This window comes from Paenarthrobacter ilicis (assembly GCF_016907545.1).
GTDB lineage: Bacteria > Actinomycetota > Actinomycetes > Actinomycetales > Micrococcaceae > Arthrobacter > Arthrobacter ilicis.
This window is the reverse complement of record NZ_JAFBCD010000001.1, coordinates 747,063-771,648: the sequence shown is the minus strand read 5'-3', so window position 1 is coordinate 771,648 and position 24,586 is coordinate 747,063. Positions and strand designations below refer to the sequence as shown.

The 24,586-nt window shown below is 62.9% G+C and carries 14 protein-coding genes, 3 tRNA genes and 1 pseudogene; 12 read left to right on the top strand and 6 right to left on the bottom strand.

What is annotated here, in order from left to right; translation table 11 throughout:
- Nucleotides 1-3: 3 nt before the first annotated feature.
- Nucleotides 4-987, bottom strand: a complete 984-nt coding sequence (locus JOE60_RS03635) for an NAD(P)H-quinone oxidoreductase (protein ID WP_167265011.1) — start codon at nt 985-987, stop codon at nt 4-6.
- Nucleotides 988-1,089: 102 nt separating this feature from the next.
- Here JOE60_RS03635 and JOE60_RS03630 point away from each other — a divergent pair.
- The 4 genes and pseudogenes from JOE60_RS03630 to JOE60_RS03615 all read left to right on the top strand — a co-directional run bounded on the left by JOE60_RS03630 (nt 1,090) and on the right by JOE60_RS03615 (nt 7,546).
- A tRNA-Ser gene (locus tag JOE60_RS03630) sits at nt 1,090-1,180 on the top strand.
- A 167-nt stretch (nt 1,181-1,347) separates the two neighbouring features.
- Nucleotides 1,348-2,133: pseudogene (locus JOE60_RS03625) on the top strand (VOC family protein).
- Nucleotides 2,134-2,305: 172 nt separating this feature from the next.
- Complete coding sequence (locus tag JOE60_RS03620) at nt 2,306-2,797, top strand: septum formation family protein (protein WP_167265012.1); 492 nt, start codon at nt 2,306-2,308, stop codon at nt 2,795-2,797.
- 219 nt (nt 2,798-3,016) lie between these two features.
- Complete coding sequence (locus JOE60_RS03615) at nt 3,017-7,546, top strand: ExeM/NucH family extracellular endonuclease (protein ID WP_167265013.1); 4,530 nt, start codon at nt 3,017-3,019, stop codon at nt 7,544-7,546.
- Nucleotides 7,547-7,691: 145 nt separating this feature from the next.
- Here the strand turns inward: JOE60_RS03615 and JOE60_RS03610 are convergent, their stop codons facing one another.
- Nucleotides 7,692-9,632 carry an FAD/NAD(P)-binding protein gene (locus tag JOE60_RS03610; protein WP_167265014.1) on the bottom strand — a complete coding sequence of 647 codons (1,941 nt, stop codon included), beginning with the start codon at nt 9,630-9,632 and terminating at the stop codon, nt 7,692-7,694.
- A gap of 60 nt (nt 9,633-9,692) precedes the next feature.
- Here JOE60_RS03610 and JOE60_RS03605 point away from each other — a divergent pair, with 60 nt between their 5' ends.
- A complete protein-coding gene (locus JOE60_RS03605; RefSeq protein ID WP_167265015.1) occupies nt 9,693-11,954 on the top strand; it encodes a prolyl oligopeptidase family serine peptidase in 2,262 nt (753 codons plus the stop codon).
- An 88-nt stretch (nt 11,955-12,042) separates the two neighbouring features.
- Nucleotides 12,043-12,130: transfer RNA gene (locus JOE60_RS03600), tRNA-Ser, on the top strand.
- A 90-nt stretch (nt 12,131-12,220) separates the two neighbouring features.
- On the opposite strand, the gene JOE60_RS03595 is transcribed toward JOE60_RS03600, so the two are convergent.
- Both JOE60_RS03595 and JOE60_RS03590 read right to left on the bottom strand, forming a co-directional pair.
- A complete protein-coding gene (locus tag JOE60_RS03595) occupies nt 12,221-13,675 on the bottom strand; it encodes an MFS transporter (RefSeq protein WP_167265016.1) in 1,455 nt (484 codons plus the stop codon).
- 12 nt (nt 13,676-13,687) lie between these two features.
- Nucleotides 13,688-15,853 carry a RecQ family ATP-dependent DNA helicase gene (locus tag JOE60_RS03590; RefSeq protein WP_167265017.1) on the bottom strand — a complete coding sequence of 722 codons (2,166 nt, stop codon included), beginning with the start codon at nt 15,851-15,853 and terminating at the stop codon, nt 13,688-13,690.
- A 122-nt stretch (nt 15,854-15,975) separates the two neighbouring features.
- Here JOE60_RS03590 and JOE60_RS03585 point away from each other — a divergent pair, with 122 nt between their 5' ends.
- Genes JOE60_RS03585 through JOE60_RS03575 form a run of 3 tightly spaced genes read left to right on the top strand, consistent with a single transcriptional unit; the run spans nt 15,976 to nt 18,335 of the window.
- Nucleotides 15,976-17,394 (top strand): phosphomannomutase/phosphoglucomutase, encoded by a 1,419-nt coding sequence (locus tag JOE60_RS03585; RefSeq protein WP_167265018.1) that lies wholly within the window; start codon nt 15,976-15,978, stop codon nt 17,392-17,394.
- Nucleotides 17,395-17,404: 10 nt separating this feature from the next.
- On the top strand, nt 17,405-17,842 hold the full coding sequence (locus JOE60_RS03580; RefSeq protein ID WP_167265019.1) for a hypothetical protein: 438 nt from the start codon (nt 17,405-17,407) through the stop codon (nt 17,840-17,842).
- A 22-nt stretch (nt 17,843-17,864) separates the two neighbouring features.
- Nucleotides 17,865-18,335, top strand: coding sequence for an Rrf2 family transcriptional regulator (locus JOE60_RS03575; RefSeq protein ID WP_167265020.1), 471 nt, complete (start codon nt 17,865-17,867; stop codon nt 18,333-18,335).
- Between the two features lie 156 nt (nt 18,336-18,491).
- On the opposite strand, the gene JOE60_RS03570 is transcribed toward JOE60_RS03575, so the two are convergent.
- Complete coding sequence (locus JOE60_RS03570; RefSeq protein WP_167265021.1) at nt 18,492-20,327, bottom strand: phosphoenolpyruvate carboxykinase (GTP); 1,836 nt, start codon at nt 20,325-20,327, stop codon at nt 18,492-18,494.
- 284 nt (nt 20,328-20,611) lie between these two features.
- On the opposite strand from JOE60_RS03570, the gene JOE60_RS03565 reads away from it, so the two are divergent.
- Nucleotides 20,612-20,685, top strand: a tRNA-Arg gene (locus tag JOE60_RS03565).
- Between the two features lie 203 nt (nt 20,686-20,888).
- Here JOE60_RS03565 and JOE60_RS03560 read toward each other — a convergent pair.
- On the bottom strand, nt 20,889-21,617 hold the full coding sequence (locus JOE60_RS03560; RefSeq protein ID WP_167265022.1) for a FadR/GntR family transcriptional regulator: 729 nt from the start codon (nt 21,615-21,617) through the stop codon (nt 20,889-20,891).
- Between the two features lie 285 nt (nt 21,618-21,902).
- On the opposite strand from JOE60_RS03560, the gene JOE60_RS03555 reads away from it, so the two are divergent.
- Complete coding sequence (locus JOE60_RS03555; protein ID WP_420851372.1) at nt 21,903-23,525, top strand: ABC transporter substrate-binding protein; 1,623 nt, start codon at nt 21,903-21,905, stop codon at nt 23,523-23,525.
- A gap of 102 nt (nt 23,526-23,627) precedes the next feature.
- Entirely contained in the window at nt 23,628-24,584 is a 957-nt protein-coding gene (locus JOE60_RS03550) for an ABC transporter permease (RefSeq protein ID WP_165450133.1), read from the top strand.
- Nucleotides 24,585-24,586 lie beyond the last annotated feature (2 nt).

The following is a 24,586-nucleotide window of genomic DNA, read 5'->3' as shown; positions in this document are numbered from 1 at the left end:
ACATCAGAGGAGCAGCAGGACCTTGCCAACGTGCTCGCCGGAGTCGAAGTACTGGTGGGCTTCCCTGACCTGATCCAGGGGGAAGGTCTTTGCCACCAGGGGCTTGATCCGCCCGTCGGTGACCATGGGCCAAACGGACTCCCGCACGGCCGTCATGATGATGCCTTTTTCCGCGACGGATCGCGGCCGGAGGGCGGTGCCAATAACTGCGGCACGCTTGCTGAGCAGCTGACCCAGGTTGATCTGGGCCGTGGCGCCTCCCTGCAACCCGATAACGATGAGCCGGCCATAATAAGCCAACGCATCAATATTCTGTTGGAGGTACTTGGCACCCACGACATCCAGGATCACATCGGCGCCCTTGCCGTTGTTTTGCGCTTTCAGGCTCTCCGGGAAGTCTTCCTCCGCGTAGTTGATGGCGATGTCCGCCCCGAGGAACGCCTTGGCGGTACTGACTTTTTCATCGGTGCCGGCCGTGGTGGCCACCGTGGCGCCATACGCCTTGGCCAGCTGGATGGCCAAGGTGCCGATGCCTCCTGTGGCGCCATGGATCAGCACGGTTTCGCCCGGCTGGAGTTGTGCAGTCATGATGAGGTTGGAATACACCGTGGCGGCAACCTCCGGCAGGGCCGCAGCCGTGATGAGGTCAACGCCCTCCGGAACCCGCAGAACCTGCTCGGCCGCCACGGCCACCTGTTGTGCGTAGCCGCCCCCGGAGAGCAAAGCTACTACTTTGTCTCCTACGGAAAATGCCTTGGTCACGCCCGGACCGAAGGCCGCGATCCGGCCGGAGACTTCAAGGCCGGGAACCTCCGACGCCCCTGGCGGCGGCGGGTAGAACCCACGGCGCTGCTGGACATCTGCACGGTTAAGGCCTGCGGCAACGACGTCGATCAGTACCTCGCCTTGGCCGGGTACCGGAGCCGGTACCTCGCGGACTTCAAGGACTTCGGGCCCGCCAGGTTCTGAGATGTAGACGGCTTTCATGACGAACTCCCGGTTTTCTAGCGTGTCTGCCGGACCCGGGGCAGGGACAGGAAGACGTGATGTTTTGGAACAGCCAACTCCCTATGAAACACTACTAGGCGAGGAAGGTTGTCCGAGCGGCCTAAGGAGCTGGTCTTGAAAACCAGTGTGCGGTAACCCCGTACCAAGGGTTCAAATCCCTTACCTTCCGCCAAGAGATGCCCCGGGTGCTGCCACCCGGGGCATTTTTGTGCGCAACCGAGACCGGGCAACCGGAAGTCATTGAAACTGTCAGACCCCCCGCATAGTCTTCTTTTGTCTCGAACCCACTGACATTTGCCGTAGCTTTCCGGCCGCGGCTTGACCACAGGAGCCTGACCTATGCCCAAGCCTGATATCACTCCGGGTGCGCCGTGCTGGATCGATTTGATGACCTCCGATACCGCAAAGGCCAAGGCCTTCTATACGGCAATTTTTGGCTGGACCTACGAAACCGGTGATCAGGAAACGTATGGCGGCTACATCACTGCCTATAAGGACGGCCAGATGGTGGCAGGAATGATGGCCAAGTAGCCGGACATGACCGCAATGCCGGATCTTTGGTCCACGTACCTGCGTACTGATGACATCCAGGCCACCACCCGGGCTGCCGCGGCAAACGGCGGCCAGGTCTACATGGAACCCATGGACGTTCCCGCGCAGGGAAGCATGGCCATGTACGCTGACGCTTCCGGAGCGTCCATCGGAGCCTGGCAGTTCGGTGAAATGAAGGGTTTTGAACTGGCAGCTGAGCCGGGTGCTCCCGCATGGCATGAGCTGCTGTCGAAGGATTACGCCGCCGCCATTGCGTTCTACCAGAACGTCTTTGGTTGGCAGACGGATGTCATGAGCGACACCCCCGAGTTCCGTTACACAACCCTGGGCTCAGGGGATGACTCCAAGGCAGGGATCATGGACGCGGCCGGCTTCCTTCCGGAACAGGTGCCATCCATGTGGAGCGTTTATTTTTGCGTGGAAAATACGGACGCCACGGTGGAGAAGCCCATCGCCTTGGGGGCTACGGTGACGCAGCCCGCAGAGGACAGTCCGTTCGGCAGGTTGGCTACCCTGTCTGATCCCACAGGTGCCGTCTTCAGGGTGGTTCAGGACCAAGGCCAAGGCGCTTAGACTGTTGCTTTTCAGGTCCGTCCCGCTGCTCCCTACCCAAGAGCCGCTGGACGGACCCGCCTGTTGCCGGCGCTGGGGGATCAGCCGGCGGCAGGTCCTGTTTGGTCCCTCGCCGTTGACCGCAGAGCCGGCGTCCGCCAGACGTTCTGTGGCCCATCTGGGAAGGACCAGAATGCTCCACCGCGCAAAACCACTCCACACCGCCGCCCTGGTGGCCGTGGCCTCTTTGGCTCTGGCCGGCTGTTCGCTCATCAGCAGCGGCGACGCCAAGCGGGATGACACCGGCAAGCCCACTGAAACATCCGTTGCCGACGCCTTCAAGGTCAAGGTTGGGGACTGCATCGCAGAGCCATCCGGCACCGAGGTCAAGGACGTCTCCGTCATCCCGTGCGAGCAAAACCACGACCTCGAGGCGTACGCGGCGAAGAACATTGTGGCCGACGATTACCCCGGCCAGGAGGAAGTGGCCAAACAGTCGGAAGATTTCTGTGGCACGGAGTTCGCAACTTTCGTGGGTGTGCCCTTCGATCAATCCACTCTGGAATTGACCTATTTCTACCCCACGTCCGATACGTGGAAGGCCAAGGACCGTGAGATCGTCTGCTTGATCGGCGGCGCCTCAGGTACCTCCACTGCCGGAACCTTGAAGGGCGCAGCCAAATAGGCGCACCCGCATCAGCGCAGCCACCCGACTGCGCACCCTCTGGAGGACAGTGAAGGCACTCTCCGGCCACCACTGATCCACTTCCCATTCATCCGTTCGTGTTCTGCTACGTCTGAGGCAGCTTTACCCGGAGTAACTTCCGGCACATCGCCCACTTCACAAGACAGTGGACGTCGTCCCAAGAGACCCCACAGGGCTCCCTGATGAAAGTTAGAGCGGATGCACCAGCATTGGAAGACAGTAGCCGGAACGGTTCTGTCAGTGGGGTTGCTTGCAGCCCCACTGACAGCCGCACCGGCCATGGCAGTGGACAACGCGCCCGTCGCGGCCGGCACTTCGCCGGTGGTGATCAACGAGGCCTATCTGAGTGGCGGCAGCAATGGCGCCGCCTATAAGAACAAGTTCGTGGAGCTGTACAACAGCTCCGATGCTCCGGTCAGCCTGGCGGGCTGGTCCCTGCAGTACAGGAGTGCCGGCACCACCACGGCACCAACAGGCATCACCCCCCTGACAGGAAGCATTCCGGCCAAGGGATACTTCCTGGTCCAAGGCGCCACGAACAGTGGTACATCCACGGCACCGGCGCTGCCGGCACCTGATGTCCAGGCGTCCGGCACGCTCAACCCCAGCGGTACAACGGGGACGCTGATCCTGGCGAAGCAGGGCACTGCGGTGTCGCCGCTTCCCACGGGTTCGGTCACAGGCAATCCTGCAATCGCTGATCTGCTGGGCTATGGGACATCGAACACGTTCGAAACGGCCGTGGCTCCGGCTCCCACCAGCAACACTGATGTCAAGAGCATCAACCGGACCAACGGCGTGGACACGGACTCCAACGCCGCCGACTTCACCCTGAGCGCCACCATTACGCCGACCGCGTCCACCGGCGGGACTCCCCCCACCGATCCCGGGCCCGTGACAGGCGCCAAGACCATTGCCGAGATCCAGGGCACCGGCCCTGCGAGCCCGTTCGTCGGCAGCACCGTCACAACCCGCGGTAAAGTCACTGCCGTCTACTCCACGGGCGGACTGAACGGCTACTACCTCCAGACCCCCGGCAGCGGCGGGGGAACCGCCGGGGCGGCCAGGACGGCGTCGGACGCTTTGTTCATCTACTCGCCCACGACGGCGGGGACGGTCCAATCAGGCGACTACTTGGAAGTCACCGGAGCGGTCAGCGAATTCGCCAACCAGACCCAGATGACTGTGGACGCAGCGGGACTAAAGAAGCTCACCGAAGCTGCACCCGAGGTCAAGTCCACACCTTTCGCACTTCCGGCGAATGAGGCTGCCCGCGAGAACCTGGAAGGCATGCTGGTTTCGCCTGAGGGGCCTTTCACGGTCACGGACAACTACTCCCTGAACCAGTACGGCGAGATCGGTTTGGCGGCAGGTACCTCCCCCTTGGTCCAGCCGACAGCTGTAGCCACGTACGGCTCACCGGAATACGCCGCCGTGGTGGCGGACAACGCATTGCGCGGCATCAAGCTCGACGACGGCGCTTCCACCAACTTCCTCAAGGACGCCGCCACCAAGGCACAGGAACTGCCCTACCTGACAACGTCCAACCCCGTGCGCGTCGGTTCGCCGGCGACGTTCCGGACAGACGTGATCCTGGGTTACGGCAACAACTCCTGGAAGTTCCAGCCCCTCGAAGCACTGACACCCACCAGCGCGGAACGTGCCCAACCGGCGACGTTCACCAGCACCCGTCCCGACGGGCCGGCCGATGTTGGTGGCAACCTCAAGCTGGCGTCCTTCAACGTCCTGAACTACTTCCCCACCACCGGTGACCAGTTGAGCGGCTGCGTGTTCTACACCGACCGCGCAGGCAACCCCATCACGGTCAAGGAAGGCTGCAACGCCCGCGGCGCCGCCAATGCGGAGAATTTCGAGCGCCAGCAAAGCAAGATCGTTGCGGCAATCACCACATCCGGTGCGGACGTGGTGTCGCTGGAAGAAATCGAGAACTCGGCCCAGTTCGGCAAGAACCGTGATGACGCCCTGTCCAAACTGGTGGACGCCCTGAACGTGAAGACACCCGGCGTTTGGGATTACGTGCGGACGCCCGCCAACGCTCCCCCGTTGAGCGATGAGGACATGATCCGCACCGCTTTCATCTACAAAAAGGCAACGGCCGAGCCCGTGGGTGAGTCGATCATCCACAACGACACCGCGGCTTTCGCAAGTGCCCGCAAGCCGCTGGCCCAGGTGTTCAAGCCCGTAGGTGCAGCGGACGACAAGAAATTCATTGCGATCGTCAACCACTTCAAGTCCAAGGGCTCCGCAGCAACACCGGACGACACGGACAAGGGCCAGGGCGCGTCCAACGTGGCCCGCACCAAGCAGGCAGAATCCCTCCTTTCCTTCTCGAAAGACTTGCAGGCATCCAAGGGAACCGACAAGGTTTTCCTGATTGGTGACTTCAATGCCTACGCCAAGGAAGATCCCATCAACGTCCTGACCGGCGCCGGGTACAAGGACCTGGAAGTGGGAACCGGGAAGCACTCCTACCTGTTCGGCGGGATGGTGGGATCCCTGGACCACATCCTCGCTTCACCGGCAGCCGCAGCAAAGGTCACCGGAACTGACATCTGGAACATCAACTCAGTGGAGTCCGTGGCCCTTGAGTACAGCAGGTATAACAACAATGTGACCAACTACTATGCGGAGAACGAATTCCGGGCCAGCGACCACGACCCCGTGGTGGTGGGCCTGAACCTCGCACCGGACGCACCGGCCACCGTTGATCTGCAGTTCCTGGGGATCAACGATTTCCACGGCCGGATCGACTCCAACACCGTGCTCTTCGCCGGAACCGTTGAGAAACTCCGCGCGGCAGCGGCCCCCGGAGCCACCGCATTTATTTCTGCGGGCGACAATATTGGCGCCTCCCTCTTCGCCTCGTCAGTAGCGAAGGACCAGCCCACCATTGATGTTCTGAACGCCCTGGAACTGCAGGCGTCCGCTGTGGGCAACCACGAGTTCGACGGCGGCTGGCCGGATTTGCGTGATCGCGTCATCAATGGCGGGAACAACGCGAAGTTCGCGTACTTGGGCGCCAACGTCTACCAAAAGGGCACCACCACCCCGGTTCTTCCGGAGTACAAGGTCCTGGACATGAACGGCATGAAGGTGGCCGTGATCGGCACGGTCACGCAGGAAGTCCCTTCCCTTGTCACTCCTGCCGGAATCACGGACCTGGAGTTCGGCGATCCCGTGGACGCCATCAACCGGGTGGCAGCAAAAATCAAGGCCGGGAACCTCGCCGACATCATCATTGTGGAAAACCACGACGGTGCTGCCGCCGGAACCCCGGAGGGCGCCACCTTGGCCCAGGAAGTGGCTGCAGGCGGCCCCTTCGCCAAGCTGGTCAACCAAACCACACCCGATGTGGCTGCCATCTTCACCGGGCACACCCACAAGGAATACGCGTGGGATGCCCCCATCCTGGATACCAATGGCCAGCCCACCGGGAAAACCCGGCCCATCGTGCAGACCGGTAACTACGGTGAGAACGTCGGTACCGTGACCTTGACGGTGGACACCGCCAGCAAGGCCGTCACTGCTTACAAAGCCGCAGTTGTGGACCGCACCACGGACACAGCGGACAGCCTTGTTGCCGCATACCCCCGGGTGGCCCAAGTGAAGACCATCGTGGACAAGGCCGTGGCCCAAGCGGCCGAGATCGGCAACCAGCCCGTGGGGGCCGTGACCGCCGATATCACCACGGCTTTCACACCGGACCCGGCCGGCGGCGCCCCCAAGCGTGATGACCGTGCCAGCGAATCCACCTTGGGCAACCTGGTGGCCGACTCCCTGGTGGATACCCTCAAGGCACCCGAGCTGGGCGCTGCCGAGATCGGCGTGGTGAATCCCGGCGGTCTGCGTAACGAGCTCTACTACGCACCGGATGGCACCATCACCTACTCGGAAGCCAACGCGGTATTGCCGTTCGTCAACAACCTCTGGACCACGTCCCTGACGGGCGCGCAGTTCAAGACGTTGCTTGAGCAGCAGTGGCAAACCAACGCTGATGGCACCGTCCCGAGCCGGCCCTACCAGCAACTGGGTGTTTCGAAGAACGTTAATTACACGTACGACGCTGCCCGTCCGGCGGGCGACCGCATCACCGGAATCTGGGTGAACGGCACTGTCATTGATCCGGCAAAGCAGTACCGGATTGGTACGTTCAGCTTCCTTGCAACCGGTGGCGACAACTTCCGGGTGTTCAAGGAAGGCACCAACACCAAGGACACCGGCTTGGTGGATCGGGACGCGTGGATCAAGTACCTGCGCGAACACAACCCCGTATCCCCGGACTTTGCCCGCCGTTCTGTGGCTGTTGCCAACACCACGGCAGCCGAGGTCAAGGCCGGTGAGGCCGTGGCCCTCGCCGTCTCCAAGCTCAACCTCACCTCCATTGGCAGCCCGGCAAACACCGCCCTGAAGGCCGTGTTCGTGGACGCCAAGGGAGCGGCAGTGGTGCTGGGACAGGTTCCGGTCAACGCCGGTGCAGCGACCGTGAACCTGAAAGTTCCGGCAGCCGCTGCAGCGGGGACGGGCACCGTGGTGCTCACCGCCGTCGAAAGCGGAACCGTGGTGAAGGCACTGGTGAAGGTGGCCGCGAGCGGACCCACTCCGCCCCAGTGCACTCCCCCGGTGAAGCCTTCCAAGTGGTACGACGTCGTGGGCTGGCTGCGGTACGCCTTCGCTTGGGTGGAGTACCAGAGGTGCCTGCGCGGCTGATCCTCGTCAATAAGTAAGGCCGACAGTAAATAAGCCAGGGCCCCTCACCAAGATGGTGAGGGGCCCTGGCCCTTTTAGTGGATCTTCAGGATGCTCAGCGGTTCAGGACACTCAGCGGTTCAGGACACTCAGCGGTTCAGGATGCTCAGCGGTTCAGGATGCTCAGCGCAATCTCATCGGCATCGCGAAGCGTGCGCTGGCCACTTGAGTAGGTCTTGCCGGTCCGGGGACGGGCTTCGGCAGCGATGGCCGTGCCCCACTGCGAGGCAGACAATTGCAAGCCCAGGACGTACAGGTTCGGGGTAATCGTCCCGTTGGCCGCCAGTGGGCGGTAGGGGTGCGGCTCCACATCAAGGCCCGTGGTCTGCATCGGCGTGCCTTCAACGCTCATCATGATCTTGGTCCGGACCAAACCATCAGCCATGAGCTGTTCCAGCAACGGGGAAAGGTTGATTCCCACGCGGTTGGCCGGGGACATCGCTTCGATCAACGTGGGAGCTTCCACGGGATCATCCTGGACCCACGGAGAGAACGCCTTGAACAGCTTGGCGCCCCGGTCAACACTGAACTTGGGGTCGGGACCCACAAAGCTGACCACGCCTGCCCGCGCCAGGGCCGCCAACTGTTCGGAACGTACCGCTGGAGCACCGCTGGCGAGTCCTTCCACGAAGGATTCGAACCAGCCCCTGAGGCCCGCCAACCACGACTCGTCGGTGATGCCGCCGTCGGCCACCACCGACTTTAAGATGGCACGCCCGGTGTGCAATGCACCGATGGCCATCTTCACCGGATCAGCCTCACCCAGCGCCGAGCGCCGCGCGTCATCATCCAAATAGGCGGTGATGGTGGCATCAAGGTCCCGCCGGCTGGCGAAAGAACGTCCGGCCAGGGGTGCCGCCAGTCCCCTCAAGTCCAACCTGCGGGAAGCGACCACGTGTTTTTCCACGAGGTCGCCAACATCGCTTTCCCAGTTGGCCGTGGTGTGCGCGTGGGGTCGTAGTGCATCCTCAAGGTCCGCCAGGAATTGCTCCGGATCCTTGATGGCAGTGGGTTGGTGGGCTGCCAGCGTGGAGTAGTAGGCCCACAAGGCGTCGCGATGCAGCAACGGCCACAGGTCATGATCAAATCCGGGCTGGATGCCTGCTGCCCGGAACCTGTCCACGGCATCCTCGGTCATGTAGCGCATGGTGATGCTGCTGGGGTAATACCCGTCAAGACCGGCCTTGGCACGGTACGGTGTGCCGCGCCGGGATGCCGCGATGATCCTGGGCTCCCGCCCGGACGGCCGGTACTCCAGCGCACCCGCACCCGGCGAGCCGGTCTGGACGAACTTGCCGCCGCGACCCTCGGTCAGCTGGCCCATCACGTCGAAAAAGTTAAGACCCATGCCGCGGACCAGTACCGGTTGCTGGTCCGGCACCATTTCCCAGTCAACATCCGCTGGCGGCGCGGGCGGAAAGTAGAGCAGCCCATGCTCGGCGGCGGCACTCTTGAACGAGCGTTGCTCAGGATTCAGCCGGGACTCAACGTGGCCCAGGGCCAGCACCACCGAGTCCACCGTGAGTTTGGCGCCCGTGGCGAGTTCGACGTCGAACATCCCGCCAACGGGGCGCGCAGCGACGGCGGAGGTTTCATGGAAGGTGACCTCGACGCCGTCGGGCAGCTTCTCCAGCAGGGCCGCCAGGGTTTGGCGCAAGTACCGGCCGTACAAAGCCCGGCTGGGGAAATCACGTGAGTCCAAGGTGGCCAGCTCAGCTTTTTCGGCATCGTTGAGTCCAGCGCCATCACGACGGCGGGCCTCACGCCACTGGTCGAAGGAACCGCCGGTCAACCGCCGGGCAAGGTGGGGGTCCTCGGGAATCAGCGTGGGATAGAAAGACTGGGTGTTCATCAGGAAAAGGCGTGACTGTTCCGGTTGCCACACATGGCCGGAACCGGCAGGGTATGGATCCACGACGTGGATGTGCAACTGCCCCTCCCCGCCGGCAGGTGCTGCAGCCCAGTTCGCGAGCAACCGCTCAAGGACGCTGGTGCCCCGAGGGCCCGCCCCCAGCAGGGCAACACGGTTGGTTTGGGATTTAGCCACGCTCCAGCCTAACTTCTGTGTGACTTGCTTACCGTTGAGCAGTGTTGCTTGGATGGGCTGATGACCACCACACAAGCTGATCAGACGCCACTTCCAGAGAAGGATAACGCCCGGACATCCGGGCCACGGCACGCCGCAGACGTCGCGCCGGAGCCCATAGATGAGAACATCTGGCTCGAAGAGATCCACGGCGAAGAGCAGCTGGCGTGGGTGCGCGAACAAAATGCCCGCACCGAAGAACTGCTCGACGATCCCGAGTACCGCAGTGTTGAAGCAGGCATCCTTGAGGTTTTGGACTCAACGGACCGCATTGCCATGGTGAACAAGCGCGGGGATTACTACTACAACTTCTGGAAAGACCAGGAGCACCCCAAGGGACTGTGGCGCCGGACCACCTGGGAAAGCTACCTCACGGATTCGCCGGAGTGGGACGTTCTGCTGGACGTTGACGCACTGGCAGCTTCAGAGGGAACCGAGTGGGTATTCCACGGCGCCGGGTTCCTCCGGCCGGAGGACGGCAGCGAGTACCGCCTGGCCATGGTTTCGCTGTCGCCCGACGGCGGTGACGCTGACCGCCACCGCGAGTTCGACGTCGAATCGCGCACCTTCGTTGAGGGCGGCTTTGATATCCCCACCGCGAAAGGCAACGTGAGCTGGCTTGATGCCGACACATTGCTGGTTTCAACCACCGCCGAGGGCCTTCCTGCTACCTCGTCCTCCTATGCCAGGACCGCGGTGAAACTGGGCCGGGGACAGTCCCTCCAAGAGGCCGAGCGCCTCTACGAGATCCCTGAGGACCACATGCTGGCCATGGTGGCTCACGACTCCACGCCGGGTTACGAGCGCACCTTTGCCGTTGACTACATCGACTTCTACAACCGGAGCACATCGCTGCTGCGTGAGGGTTCATGGCTGGCCGTTGATGTCCCCACGGACGTGAACATCAGCGTCCACCGGGACTGGCTGCTGTTCCGCCCGCAGAAGGACTGGGACGTGGACGGGACCGTCTTCCCTGCAGGGTCTTTGCTGGCGGCAGATTTTGAGCAGTATCTGGCCGGATCCCGCTCGCTGCTGACCTTGTTTGAACCCGACGCGCACACCTCCTTGCAGTCCTGGAGCTGGACCAGGGAATACCTGTTGCTCAACCTGCTGCGGGACGTCTCCTCCGAAATCCGGGTCCTCGATCCGCGGCTGCCCGTGGAGCCGGACGCCCCCACCGCCGGCAACGGGGCGTGGGCCTCCACCGTCCTGGATGCCTGCCCGCCCCTGCACGACGTCAATGCCTACGCAGTGGACGATGAAGACGAGGCCGGCGCCGGCAACGATTTCTGGCTGGTGGCCACCGGCTTCACCACCCCCACCACCTTGACCCGCGGCTCCCTGGTCCGGACCGAGCCGGGCGGCGGGAGCGGAACCCCGGGCGTAGCAAGCCACCACACGGAAGTGAAGCGGTCGCCGTCGTTCTTCGACGAAGACCAGTACGAAGTCCAGCAACACTTCGCCGTCTCGGAAGACGGCACCAAGGTTCCCTACTTCCAGGTTGCCTCCAAGGATCTGGTGCTCGACGGGCAGAACCCCACACAGCTTTCCGGCTACGGCGGTTTCGAGATCTCGCGGACACCCGCTTACAGCGGGTCCATTGGGCGGGCCTGGCTGGAGCGGCGCACCACAGCAGTGGCGTCCGACGACGGCTCCGCACCGCACTCACGGGGCGGCGTCTACGTTGTTGCCAACATCCGCGGCGGGGGCGAATACGGACCGGGTTGGCACCGCGCAGCCCTCCAGGAGAACCGGCACCGCGCCTACGAGGATTTCGCGGCGGTGGCCAAGGACCTGATCTCCCGCGGCGTCACCAGCCGGCCCCGGCTGGGATGCGTTGGCGGTTCCAACGGCGGCTTGCTGGTGGGAAACATGCTGACCCAGTACCCCGAACTGTTCGGAGCCGTGTCCTGCGGTGTTCCCCTCCTGGACATGCGGCGCTACACCAAGCTGTCCGCGGGATATTCGTGGATCGCCGAGTACGGCGATCCCGACGTCCCCGCGCAATGGGAGTTCATCCGGACTTTCTCGCCCTACCACCTCCTGCACGATGGCGTGGATTACCCGGAAACGTTCATCTGGACAGCCACTTCGGATGACCGGGTGGGCCCCGTGCAGGCCCGCAAAATGGCGGCACGGATGCAGGCTATGGGGATTCCGGACGTGTGGTTCCACGAGGCACTGGAAGGTGGCCATGCCGGTGCTTCGGACAACCGGCAGGCGGCAGCGCTGCAGGCACGCAGCAACCACTTCCTGTGGCGCTCGTTGGCCGGACGGAACTGACCTACGCGCCAGCGCAGCCCGTTTCCAGTGGCTGTTTTGCACTGGGCCGCAGGTTCTGCGTATCCTTGGTGGGCTAGCAATAGCAAAGGGAGACGTGCCAGAGCGGCCGAATGGGCTTCACTGCTAATGAAGTGTGGGGCACAACTCCACCGGGGGTTCAAATCCCCCCGTCTCCGCGAACAGGTCCCGGTTTTCGAACCGGGACCTTTTGCGTTAACCGACTGCGGCGTTCGCGGGGTCCGAGACCCGGTTTCAGGCGCGTTGCTTCAGGCCCGTTTGGCGGGACCCGGTACGGTGCGCCTGGCCCCACCGCTGACTTCTGCCCCGGCGTGCTTGGGCAACGTGAGGCTGTCCACTGTGCTGATCAGCATCAGCACCGCCATCGCAAGGAAAGCTCCCCTGTACGGCGCGACGCCCTCCGGGCCGAAAATCTGCGTTGCTTCGAAGAGCCGCAGGAACAACGCACCCACAGCGATGCCAGCGGCTGCTGCCAACTGGACCAAGGTGGCCGAGATTGCGTTGGCCGAGGGCAGTTGTCCGGGCTCGATGTCCGCGTATTGCACCGAGGCATAGGCAGAGAAGCCGATGGACCGGAATGCACCGCTTAACAGCAGCACCGCAAAGATGACGGGCTCGGGGGTTTGGGCGGTCAGGAATGCGCAAAGGGCAAAAGTCACTGCCGAGGAGAAGGATGCGAAAACCAGCACGGGCTTGAACCCAAAGCGCCGGATGAGCGGTGTGGTGGCGGGCTTGATGCCAATGTTCCCAACGAACACGGCGGCCACCATGACACCGGCTTTTAGAGGGTCCCAACCGAATCCGCTCTGGAACATCAGGGGCAGCAGGAACGGGACTGAACTGATGGTCAAACGGTAAATAAAGCCGCCCGTTGACGTGGCCCGGAAGGTTCTGGTGCCAAAGACGCCGAGGTTGAACAAGGGCACTTTGGCTGTCCGCATCCACAAGACCGCACCGGCGAGGGACGCCAAACCGGCACCCACCACCACCACGGCAATCCAGTTGGAGGCATGGCCGCCCAGTGTTTCCAGCCCTACCACCAGCGCGCCCACACCCAGCGTGGTCAGCACCAGGCCAAACCAGTCGAGCCGCCTGCCGGAATCGAAGGATGTCCGGGGAACAAGGCGCAGCGCCGCGATGAAGGCAGCCAGGCCCAAGGGCACGTTGATCAGGAAGATCCAGTGCCAGGACAGGAACGTGGTCAGTGCGCCGCCCACCATGGGAGCCAGGACCGGAGCAAGCAAGCCCGGCCACACCAGATACGCGGTGGCGCGCAGAAGCTCGGACTTGGGCGTGCCCCGGAGGACCACCAGCGTGCCGACGGGAACCATCATTGCCCCGCCCAGGCCTTGGGCCACGCGGCTGACGGTGAGCATGGTCAGGTCCGTGCTCACTGCACACAGCAGCGAAGCGATGGTGAACACGGCGATGGCCAGGCAAAAGATCCTGCGGGCTCCGAACCGCTCGGCGAGCCAACTGCTCAGGGGAATGCCCATGGCCACTGTCACCAGGTAAGCAGTCATGGTGATGTTGATGTCGGCGGGGGCGGCATGGAAATCGGACGCGATGCTGGGGATGGCCGTTGTCAGGATGGTACCGTCCAGGAACTCCATGAAGAACGTGGCCGCCACCAGCAGGGCCAAGCGGGGCCGCCAAGCCGTTTCCGTAGGCGCATCAACGCCGGTGTTGGGGTTTATGGTCATGGGTCCGGTCCGCTACCCGGCCTGGGCAAGTGCCAGCGGCAGAACAGCACCTGCTCCTGTTTCACGCAGCGCGAGCCCGGCCACCGTCATGGTCCACCGGCTGTCGATGAGATCATCCACCAACAGCACGGGCTGATCGCCGATACTCTTCAGGGCCTGCGCAAGCTCGGCCCCGACAGCCAGCCTGTCCCACACTCCAGCCAAACGGTAGGCACTGTTCCCGCCGCGTGCTCCGGTGGGTCCACCGTGCTCCGGTGTCAGTTGTCCCAGGTACGGCATCCGGCCAATGCCTGCTATCCCCTCCGCCAGGGTGTTCACCAGCTGCGGCTTGCTGCGGGAAGGAATGCTGACCACTGCAGCTGGTCGACCAACGCCGCTCCATGGGGTTCCGCCTTCAGCCCCGGACCACTCACGAAGCACCTGGACACAGGCTTGGAGCATGGCCGGGTCAACGGCACGGTCCGGGGCGCCGGCGGCAAACAGTTCGCGCAGGGCACCGCCCCAGCCCAGATCCGTGAGCCGGGCGAGCACCCGACCTTCTGCGATGCTCTGGTGCGGTTTAATTTTGCCCTTGACCGCGACGCCCAAGCGATCCATTCCGCTGGGCCACTGCAGACGTGGTTCCACGGCGATACCTGCGCGGCGAAGTGTCTGGTTGGCAGCGTCCGCTGCCGAGGCAGCCACATCAACGGGGAACCAACGGCCTGCGCAGTTATCGCACTTGCCACAGGGGGCGGCGGTTTCGTCATCCAGGACAGAGGTGATGTACTCCATCCTGCAGCCTGCGGTGTCTTGGTAGATCACCATGGAATCCTGCTCGTCCACACGGGCCTCGGCAATCCGGGCGTACCGCTCGGCGTCGTAGTGCCACGGTTTGCCGGTTGCCCGCCATCCCCCGCCAACGCGCTCCACGGCGCCATCCACTGCAAGGACCTTGAGGAGGAGTTCCAGCGGTGTCCTGCGCAGGTCCACCCGCGCTTCCAACGCCACCGTGGACATGGCTGAGCTTGCTTCCCCGAGAACGCGGAGCACAGAGTCCGCCTTTTCGGCCGAAGGCATTGAGGCCGTGGCAAAGTACTGCCAAATTTCGCGGTCCTCAGAACCGGGAAGGAGCAGGACATCGGCGTTGGCTGCTCCACGGCCGGCGCGGCCAACCTGCTGGTAGTAGGCCACAGGCGACGAAGGGGCGCCCAGGTGGATCACGAATCCCAGATCAGGCTTGTCGAATCCCATGCCCAGGGCTGAGGTGGCCACCAGTGCTTTCACTTGGTTGTCCTTCAGCAGTTGCTCCGCCCTTTCGCGGTCCGCCGTATCCGTGCGTCCCGTGTAGGCAAGGACATTGTGCCCCGCCTCAGACAGGAGCCGGGCAGTGTCTTCCGCGGCGGAAACCGTCAGCGTGTAGATGATGCCGCTTCCGGGCATGTCCCCCAGGTGGGTCAGCAACCATCCCAGCCGGTCCCGCGAGTCGTGGAGATTCAGGACACCCAGCCGCAGGGACTCACGGCCCAGAGCGCCACGGATGGTCAGTACTCCTGCACCCAACTGTTCCTCGATGTCATGAACCACCCGCGAGTTGGCTGTGGCGGTGGTGGCAAGGACCGGGACCGTTTCAGGCAGCTGCGCGATCAGGTCGGCGATGCGGCGGTAATCCGGCCGGAAGTCATGGCCCCAGTCTGAAATACAGTGTGCCTCGTCAATGACCAAGAGGCCCGTACGACGCACAAGCTCCGGGAGTTGGTTCTCCCTGAACGAGGGGTTGGTCAGCCGCTCAGGTGAGACCAGGAGAACGTCCACCTCGTCGGCGGCCAGCTGGGCCAGCACGGTGTCCCACTCCAAAGCGTTGGCCGAGTTGATGGCCACTGCCCGCACACCGGCCCTCGCAGCGGCCGCAACCTGGTCCCGCATCAAGGCAAGCAAGGGGGAAACAATGAGTGTGGGCCCGGCACCACGCCGGCGCAACAGCAGTGATGCAACGAAGTAGACGGCTGACTTACCCCACCCGGTGCGTTGAACCACCAATGCACGGCGCCCGGCATCAACCAGCGCCTCTATGGCCTCGAACTGGCCATCATGGAACTTTGCGTCCGGATGCCCTACCAACTCGCGGAGGCAGGCCAACGCCTGCTGATGGGTAGGTGATTGCAACGAAACTGCGGGATGTGGGGAGCTGTTGGCCATGCCCCCAGTATTCCAGCCGCCCCGGACAACGTGGGCGCAGGGATGGGCTATGTGGACAAAGCTGTCCACAGGTCCGGGCCCGCATTCATGCCGAATTGCGGTGTCACAGTAGGATTGAGCGCGTGACTAGCGAGCAGAGCAAGACCTTTGACCTTTCGGCGTCCTTCAAGGCGTACGACGTCCGGGGCATCGTGGGCGATTCCATTACGGCCGAGATCGTCGAAGCCGTGGGCGCTGCCTTTGTTGATGTCCTCGGGCTTGAGGGCGAAACCGTGCTTGTGGGCGGCGACATGCGCCCGTCCTCGCCGGAGTTCAGCCAGGCGTTCGCCAATGGAGCGGCAACGCGTGGGGCCAACGTGCAGCTGCTGGACCTGATTTCCACTGATGAGCTGTACTACGCCTGCGGCGCGCTGAACGCTGCCGGGGCCACCTTTACCGCCAGCCACAACCCGGCCGAGTACAACGGCATCAAGATGGCCAAGGCCGGCGCCCAGCCCATCTCCTCCGAGTCCGGTCTCAAGGAGATCCAGGCCCTCGCCGAAGAGTATTTGAATACCGGGATCATTCCCGCTGCAGCAACCCGTGGCGAAATCGGCGTGCACGACGTCTTGAAGGACTACGCGGAGTACCTGCGCAGCCTCGTGGACCTCTCCGGGTCCCGTCCGTTGAAGGTTGTGGTGGATGCCGGCAACGGCATGGCCGGCCTGACCACTCCCGCGGTTCTGGGAGACAAGATCCTTCCGGGCCTGCCGTTCGATATTGTGCCGCTGTACTTCGAGCTCGATGGCTCGTTCCCGAACCACCCGGCCAACCCGCTTGAGCCGGAGAACCTCCGTGATCTTCAAGCCGCAGTGGTAAAGCACGGCGCGGACATCGGATTGGCGTTCGACGGCGACGCTGACCGCTGCTTCGTGATTGATGAGAAGGGCCAGCCCGTGTCCCCGTCCGCGATCACCGGCATGGTGGCCCGCCGGGAGATCGCCCGCGCCCAGGCCGCCGGCGAGCAGACCCCGGTCATCATCCACAATCTGCTGACCTCCAAGGCAGTACCCGAGTTGGTGGCACACGATGGTGGCCGTGCGGTCCGTACCAGGGTGGGCCACTCCTTCATCAAGGCCGTCATGGCCGAAGAAGGCGCCGTCTTCGGCGGGGAACACTCAGCGCACTTCTACTTCCGTGATTTCTGGAATGCGGACACCGGCATGCTCGCCGCGATGCACGTCCTCGCGGCCTTGGGCGAGCAGGATGGTCCGCTGTCCGAACTCGGCCGCCAGTACGAGCCCTACGTTTCCTCCGGAGAGATCAACTCCGAGATCGAGGACAAGGCCGGTGCCGTGGAACGCGTGCGCGTTGACTTCCAGGACGAAGACATCAGCATCGACCACATGGACGGCTCCACCTTCACTGCCAACGATGGCAGCTGGTGGTTCAACCTCCGCCCTTCAAACACTGAACCATTCCTTCGCCTGAACGCTGAAGCCACGGACCACGCCACCATGGAAAAGATCCGTGACCGCGTCCTGGCACTGGTCCGGGCCTAAGGAGGACCGGGTGAGCCACCAATCCACTGAGTCCGTCCAGGACCAGGAGCTTCGCGAGACGCTGGGCACGGCACTGGGTACCGCGCAGGAACACCTCCAGCAAAACGGCGGGTTCTATCCGTTCGGCGTCACCATGTCAGACGACGGCGAACTCCGGATTGTGATGATCGCCCCCGGGGAACCCGACGAGGATGGCGATGTTGATGCAGGGCAGATGTTGGAGGACATCCATCACTTGCTTCGCCAAGGCCGCGATGAGTTCCGCGCAGTAGCCGTGGTCAGCGACGTCATGCTCCCGGAGCACGATTCCGATGGCATTTACGGCGCAGCCGAGCACAAGGAAGGCGGCGTGCTCGCTGCCATCATTCCTTACGCACCGGCACCGGAGGGCTTCGAGTTCTCACCCATGGAGCCGGACACCAACGAACCATCCATCTGGGTGGACTAGACCGACTACCCAGGGTGACCCCGTGAAAATCAACGCCTTCGCCGATGTGAGCCTCCGCGCCATCATGGTGTTGGCTGCGGCGCCCGAGGGAACCCTTCTGACAACCCAGGCCGTGTCGGACGCGGTAGGCACTCCATACAACCACGTCAGCAAAGCGATGGTCCGCCTCCGGTCACTGGGCCTGATAGATGTGGAGCGCGGCAGGCTGGGTGGATCCCGCCTGAATGAAGCCGGCCGTCGGGCCACTGTCGGCTACGTCCTGAGGCAACTGGACAGCAGGCAGGATCCTGCCGAATGCCAATCGCCAACCCGCAACTGCCCCCTGATCACGGAGTGCGGGCTGCGTCATGCCATGAACCGCGCCAGGGAAGCGTTCTACAGCGAGTTGGACAGCGTGGTGATCTCCACGCTCCCCCACGCTCGGCAGATGAACCCCGTGTTCCAGTCGATCGGCCTCCGCCCGGAAATCCGAAAGGTTGCTGCGCAGGCGTAAGGCTCCGTTCAGACGAACCTGGCCCGGAGCATCGCAGCAACGGCCGCCAACTGACTTAAACGACGGCGGCACTTAAACGACGGCGGCCCGTCACCTTTCATGGAAAGGTGACGGGCCGTCGTCGTGCACTTAAGAACGCCGTTGTTCCTAAGAGGTCTAGCCCAGACGGGTTTTGAGGCCGTCCAGTTCGGATTGCAGGGCCGCCGGGAGCGATCCACCGAAGTTGGCGAACCACTCTTCGATGGATGCCAGCTCGGTGGCCCACTCGTCGGCATCCACGCGGACAGCCGCTTCGACGTCAGCCGGGGTCATGTCCAAGCCTTCGAGGTCGATGGATTCACCGGTCGGGACAAAACCGATCGGGGTCTCCACAGCGTCAGCCTTGCCTTCCAAACGCTCGATTGCCCACTTGAGCACACGTGCGTTGTCACCGAAACCAGGCCAGGCAAAGCCACCGTCAGCGGTACGACGGAACCAGTTGACCAGGAAGATCTTGGGCAGGCGGTTCTGACCAAGTGAGTTGGCCTTGGCGGACAGGTTCACCCAGTGGTTCAGGTAGTCACCTGCGTCGTAACCGATGAAGGGCAGCATGGCCATGGGGTCGCGGCGGACCACACCAACGGCACCCGCGGCAGCAGCCGTGGTCTCCGAAGACAGCGTGGCGCCCATGAAGATGCCGTTGGACCAGTTGCGGGCCTCGGTGACCAGCGGGATGGTGGTCTTGCGGCGGCCACCGAACAGGATCGCGGACAGTTCAACACCCTCCGGGCTGAAGTACTCTTCGGCCAGCATGTCGATCTGGTCGATCGGCGTGCAGAAGCGGGAGTTCGGGTGCGCTGCGGGAGCGTCGGAGTCCGGGGTCCAGGACTGGCCGCGCCAGTCGGTCAGGTGAGCCGGAGTATCTTCGGTCATCCCTTCCCACCACACGCCACCATCATCAGTCAGCGCAATGTTGGTGAAGATGCTGTTGCCCTTGGCGATGGCGCGCATGGCGTTGGGGTTGGTGCCCCAGCCCGTGCCCGGTGCTACGCCGAACAGGCCGGCCTCGGGGTTGACGGCGCGGAGTTCGCCTTCTTTTCCGAAGCGCATCCACGTGATGTCGTCGCCGAGGGTCTCCACCTTCCAGCCCTCGATGGTGGGGTCCAGCAGGGCGAGGTTGGTCTTGCCACAGGCAGACGGGAAAGCAGCGGAGACGTAGTAGGTCTTCTGCTCCGGGGAGGTCAGCTTCAGGATGAGCATGTGCTCGGCGAGCCAGCCTTCGTCGCGCGCCATGACCGAGGCGATGCGCAGGGCGTAGCACTTCTTCCCCAGCAGGGCGTTTCCGCCGTAGCCGGATCCAAAGGACCAGATGGAGCGCTCTTCCGGGAAGTGGACAATCCACTTGTCCGGGTTGCACGGCCAGGCAACGTCTTCCTGGCCGGCTTCCAACGGCGCGCCCAGTGAATGGAGTGCGGGGACAAAGAAGGCGTCCGTCTGGGTAATGCGGTCCAGAACGTCCGTACCGATGCGGGCCATGATCCGCATGGAAGCCACGACATAGGCGGAGTCGGTGATCTCGACGCCGAACTTGGGGTCCTCGGCGTCGAGGTGGCCCATGACGAACGGGATGACGTACATGGTGCGGCCGCGCATTGAACCGGCGAACAGGCCGCGCAGTTTCTGCTTCATCTCGGCCGGAGCCATCCAGTTGTTGGTAAAGCCTGCGTCGCGCTCGTTCTCGGAGCAGATGAAGGTCTGCTCTTCCACACGGGCTACGTCGGCCGGATCGGAGAACGCTGCGAAGGAGTTCGGGAACGTTTCCGGGTTGAGGCGCTTGAGTGTGCCGGCCTCTACGAGCTCGTCAGTGAGCCTCGTGTTCTCTGCTTCGCTGCCGTCCACCCAGTGGATGCGGTCCGGTTGGGTCAGCTCGGCAACTTCCTCAACCCAGGCCAGCAGGCGTGCATGGGTAGTAGGTGCCTTCTCAAGCAGCGGCAGTCGCGCCAGATCGCCCATTGCGGTTCCCTTCCTCGGGTTCAGTGGTGTGTCCTAAACGATAGGGGGAGCGGACCAGACCAATCCGTTGTCAGACATCGGACATTCGCGGGACTGGAAAGTGAAATCCGCGGGAAATCAAGGGGCGGGAGCGCGAAAGGGGCGATTTAAGTGACTAAGGTCACGTAGACCGGTCTAGTTGCCTAGATAACACCCGATCGATTTGGAACTTCACATGAACTTCTGTACAGTTTATTGAGGTTCGAGGGGGTCAGAGAAACAGACCGCCGAGAATCACACGAAATGCGCCCATAGCTCAGCTGGATAGAGCGTCTGTCTACGGAACAGAAGGTCAGGGGTTCGAATCCCTTTGGGCGCACAAATCAAGACCCGCATCGGTTCGCCGGTGCGGGTCTTTTGTTTTCCCTGAGCCCCCCCCCATCCAGGTAGAAGATCAGCGGGTCATGGAGCGTCAGAACGCGCACACATGCGGCCCCGTTCGGTGACGGGCGGCAGAAACAGCAAGGGCCGCCGTCGTACTCCCAAAAGAAAGTACGACGGCGGCCCTTGCGGTTACGTCCGCTAGTCGCCCACAGCTTCGCTGATGCGCCGACGGATGCCGTCAAAGTGCCGGTTGAGCAGTTCAGACGCCGCGGCACGGTTTCCTGTTGCTACTGCCGTATAGATGCTGCGGTGCATGGCAGCAGTCTTCACCAGGTCCTCGTTGCCTGCTCCGATTTCCACGTGGATCTTCCGGTAGACCTTCCAGAAGACGCCCATCAAATTGATCAGGAGTTCATTGTTGAGCGGCTCGAACAGCCGGCGATGAAACTCAGCGTCGGCGGCAACGAAGTTCTCCCCGGCAGCAGCCAAGTCCTCCATCTGCTTCACGGCCTCTTCAATGGAGGCAAGCTGCTCTTTGGTCATGACGTCCATGGAGGATCCGATGAGGCCCGACTCCAGTGCCTGGCGAACATCAACCAGTTGCAGCGCCTCCAGTCCCTGATGGCGCAGGGACAGCCGACCCCGGAAAGTCAGGCCGTCAGCCAGAGCGTCGAAGTTGCTGGGAGCCACGAACATCCCGAATCCGTGACGGATCTCGATCACGCCCAGGGCCTGGAGGACTTTGAGGGATTCACGCAGGGTGTTGCGGCCGACGCCCAGGGCGACGGACAGCTCGCTCTCCGTGGGCAACGGATCGCCGGCCTCAAGTTCGCGCTCGAGGATCAATTCCATAATGTCCGACTGCAAGGCACGCAGCCGGGCCTGTGCACTGAACCGCGCTTGCGGAACTACACCGGAAGTTGTCATGGCGCTCTCCTAGCCAATGCGCCACCCTGCAAGAAGGCGGTGCGGTGTTAATATTGAGGCGAGCTTAGTGCCCACCGCAGAATGAGTTACTCGCAGCATACAATATCGGATGTCCCACCTCCCTGATAGCTGTGCCGCCGAATTCCTCTGAGAATTCCCTTCCGCACCGGCCGCAGCCGGCAATCACTCACTTGACGTTCTCTTGTGACCGCCCTTACAGTTTCCATACGAGCATCGGACGTCCTACATCCGATAACCCACGAAACGCGAATGGTGAGGCACCCTATGAGCAAGACGATCCACAGCCTGCCGCTGGTCAATGACGCCAGCCGCCGGAACTTCCTGAAGCTGAGCGGCGCAGTTGGTGCAGCAGCCGCCTTCACGGCAACCCTTTCTGCGTGCGGCGGCGCTGCCAGCACCACCACGGGGACAACCACCAACACGGCCGCGGTCAACAAGGACCTCATCATCGAGGCCGGCATCTCCTACGCCCTTTCCACGGGTTTTGACCCGCTGAGCTCCTCCGGCGCCACCCCGATGGCCGCCAACCTGCACATCTTCGAAGGCCTCATCGAACTGCACCCCGCCACGCGTCAGCCGTACAACGCCTTGGCAGCCACGGACCCCAAGAAGGTCAACGACACCACCTACCAGGTGACCATCCGCGATGGCGCCAAGTTCCATGACGGTTCCCCCGTCACTACCGAGGATGTTGCCTACTCCTTCACCCGCGTGATGGACCCCGCCAACAAGTCCCTGTTCTCCCAGTTCATCCCCTTCATCCAGGACGTCAAGCCGCTGGATGCCAAGACCGTGGAGTTCACCCTTAAGTACGCCTTCCCCGGGTTCGGCCCCCGCATCTCGGTAGTCAAGGTTGTGCCCAAGGCACTGGCCACCGATTTGAAGGCCTTCGACGCGAAGCCCGTGGGCTCCGGCCCCTACAAGCTCGTCTCTGCTGTCAAGGACGACAAGATCGTTTTCGAGGCCTTCGCTGATTACAACGGCCCCAAGCCTGCACTGGCCAAGGGCATGAACTGGCTGTTGCTCTCCGACGCCGCCGCCCGTGTCACGGCCGTGCAGTCGGGACGCGTCCAGGCGATCGAAGACGTTCCTTACCTGGACGTGGACGGTTTGAAGTCCAAGGTCAAGGTGGAGTCGGTCCAGTCCTTCGGCCTGCTGTTCCTCATGTTCAACTGCGCCAAAGCCCCCTTTGACAACAAGCTGGTGCGCCAAGCCCTGCACTACGGCCTGGACAAGGACGCCATCATCAAGAAGGCGCTGTTCGGCAACGCCAAGGCCGCCAGCTCCTACTTCCAGGAAGGCCACCCGGACTACGTCAAGGCCAAGAATGTCTATGGCTTTGACACGTCCAAGGCCGAGGAACTCCTGAAGCAGGCCGGCGTCACCAACCTCGAGTTCGAACTCCTGACAACGGACACCGCCTGGGTCAAGGACGTTGCACCACTGATCCTCGAATCCTGGAACAAGATCCCTGGCGTCAAGGTCACCGTGAAGAGCCTCCAGTCCGGCGCTTTGTACAGCGACCGTGTGGGCAAGGGCGATTACTCCGTGGTGGCAGCACCCGGCGATCCCTCCGTCTTCGGCAACGATGCAGACCTGCTCCTGAGCTGGTTCTACTCGGGTGCAACCTGGATGGACAAGCGCGCCTTCTGGACCACTCCTGAGCGCACCAAGCTGCAGGAACTCATGAACAAGGGCTCACAGGCCTCGGGTGACGACGCCAAGAAGATCGTGGGCGAAATCGTGGACATGGTCTCTGAAGAGGTACCCCTGTATCCAGTCTTCCACCGCCAACTCCCCAGCGCCTGGGATGAGAAGAAGCTCAACGGCTTCCAGCCACTGCCCACCACCGGCTTGTCATTCGTCGACGTCGGACGAACTGCCTAAAGCCCCCTTCACGTTGTGGGGCCCGCTCTGCGGCCTAAATCCCCCAAATAGCCCGCAGAGCGGGCCCCGCAACCAGCAGCATCCAACCAACCGGAGAACACATTGGTCACCATATTGCGTTTGCTAGGCCGCAGACTTGCAGCATTGCCATTGATGATCCTGGGCATTACGTTGCTCGTCTTCCTCGTCCTGCAGGCCGCTCCCGGCGATCAGGCAAGCTCCGCCCTCGGCGATGGCGCCAGCGAAGAAGCCAAGCAGCAGTACCGCCAGGACAATGGCCTGAACGACCCCCTGGTCCTGCAGTACTTCCGATTCCTCGGCAAGCTCCTGCAGTTCGACCTCGGCGTCACCACACCACCGGCCAAGTCGGTGGCGTCCATGATCGCCTCGGCGTTTCCCCTGACCCTTCAACTCACCTTCCTTGGCGTCCTCATTGCGATCGTGCTCTCCCTGGCCTTCGGCATCATGGGCGCCCTGTACCGCGACAAATGGCAGGACCAGCTGGTCCGCGTCTTCTCCATCGCCGCGATTGCTACGCCGTCATTCTGGCTCGGCATCCTGCTCATCCAGTGGTTCGCCCTCGGTGAGAACCCGATGTTCCCCTCGGGCGGAATTGCGACGCCGGAATCCGGCTTTGGCGGTTGGCTCAACTCGATGGCCCTCCCGGCACTCGCCCTCGGCATCCCGGTCTCAGCGTCCCTGATCCGCGTGGTCCGCACCTCGATGGTTGAAGAACTGGACCGCGACTACGTCCGCACCGCCATCGGCAACGGTGTCCCCTACCGCGAGGTGGTCTCCAAGAACGTCCTCCGCAACGCGCTCGTCACCCCGGTGACCGTGCTGGGACTTCGCGTCGGCTACTTGCTGGGCGGCGCCGTCGTGATTGAAATGATTTTCGCCCTGCCCGGCATGGGCCAACTGATCCTCAACGGCATCACCAACCTGGACGTCAACCTGGTCCAGGGCGTGGTGCTCACCATCTCGGTCACCTTTGTTCTGGTGAACATCGTGGTGGACCTCCTCTACCTGCTCATCAACCCCCGAATCAGGACGGTATAGCT

Bases quoted from the DNA above. Each gene is read 5' to 3' on its own strand.
- JOE60_RS03590 (WP_167265017.1), bottom strand. From the start codon at position 15,853: ATGGCCAACAGCTCCCCACATCCCGCAGTTTCGTTGCAATCACCTACC.
- JOE60_RS03605 (WP_167265015.1), top strand. From the start codon at position 9,693: ATGACCACCACACAAGCTGATCAGACGCCACTTCCAGAGAAGGATAAC.
- JOE60_RS03570 (WP_167265021.1), bottom strand. From the start codon at position 20,327: ATGGGCGATCTGGCGCGACTGCCGCTGCTTGAGAAGGCACCTACTACC.
- JOE60_RS03555 (WP_420851372.1), top strand. From the start codon at position 21,903: ATGAGCAAGACGATCCACAGCCTGCCGCTGGTCAATGACGCCAGCCGC.
- JOE60_RS03635 (WP_167265011.1), bottom strand. From the start codon at position 987: ATGAAAGCCGTCTACATCTCAGAACCTGGCGGGCCCGAAGTCCTTGAA.
- JOE60_RS03560 (WP_167265022.1), bottom strand. From the start codon at position 21,617: ATGACAACTTCCGGTGTAGTTCCGCAAGCGCGGTTCAGTGCACAGGCC.
- JOE60_RS03595 (WP_167265016.1), bottom strand. From the start codon at position 13,675: ATGACCATAAACCCCAACACCGGCGTTGATGCGCCTACGGAAACGGCT.
- JOE60_RS03620 (WP_167265012.1), top strand. From the start codon at position 2,306: ATGCTCCACCGCGCAAAACCACTCCACACCGCCGCCCTGGTGGCCGTG.
- JOE60_RS03615 (WP_167265013.1), top strand. From the start codon at position 3,017: ATGCACCAGCATTGGAAGACAGTAGCCGGAACGGTTCTGTCAGTGGGG.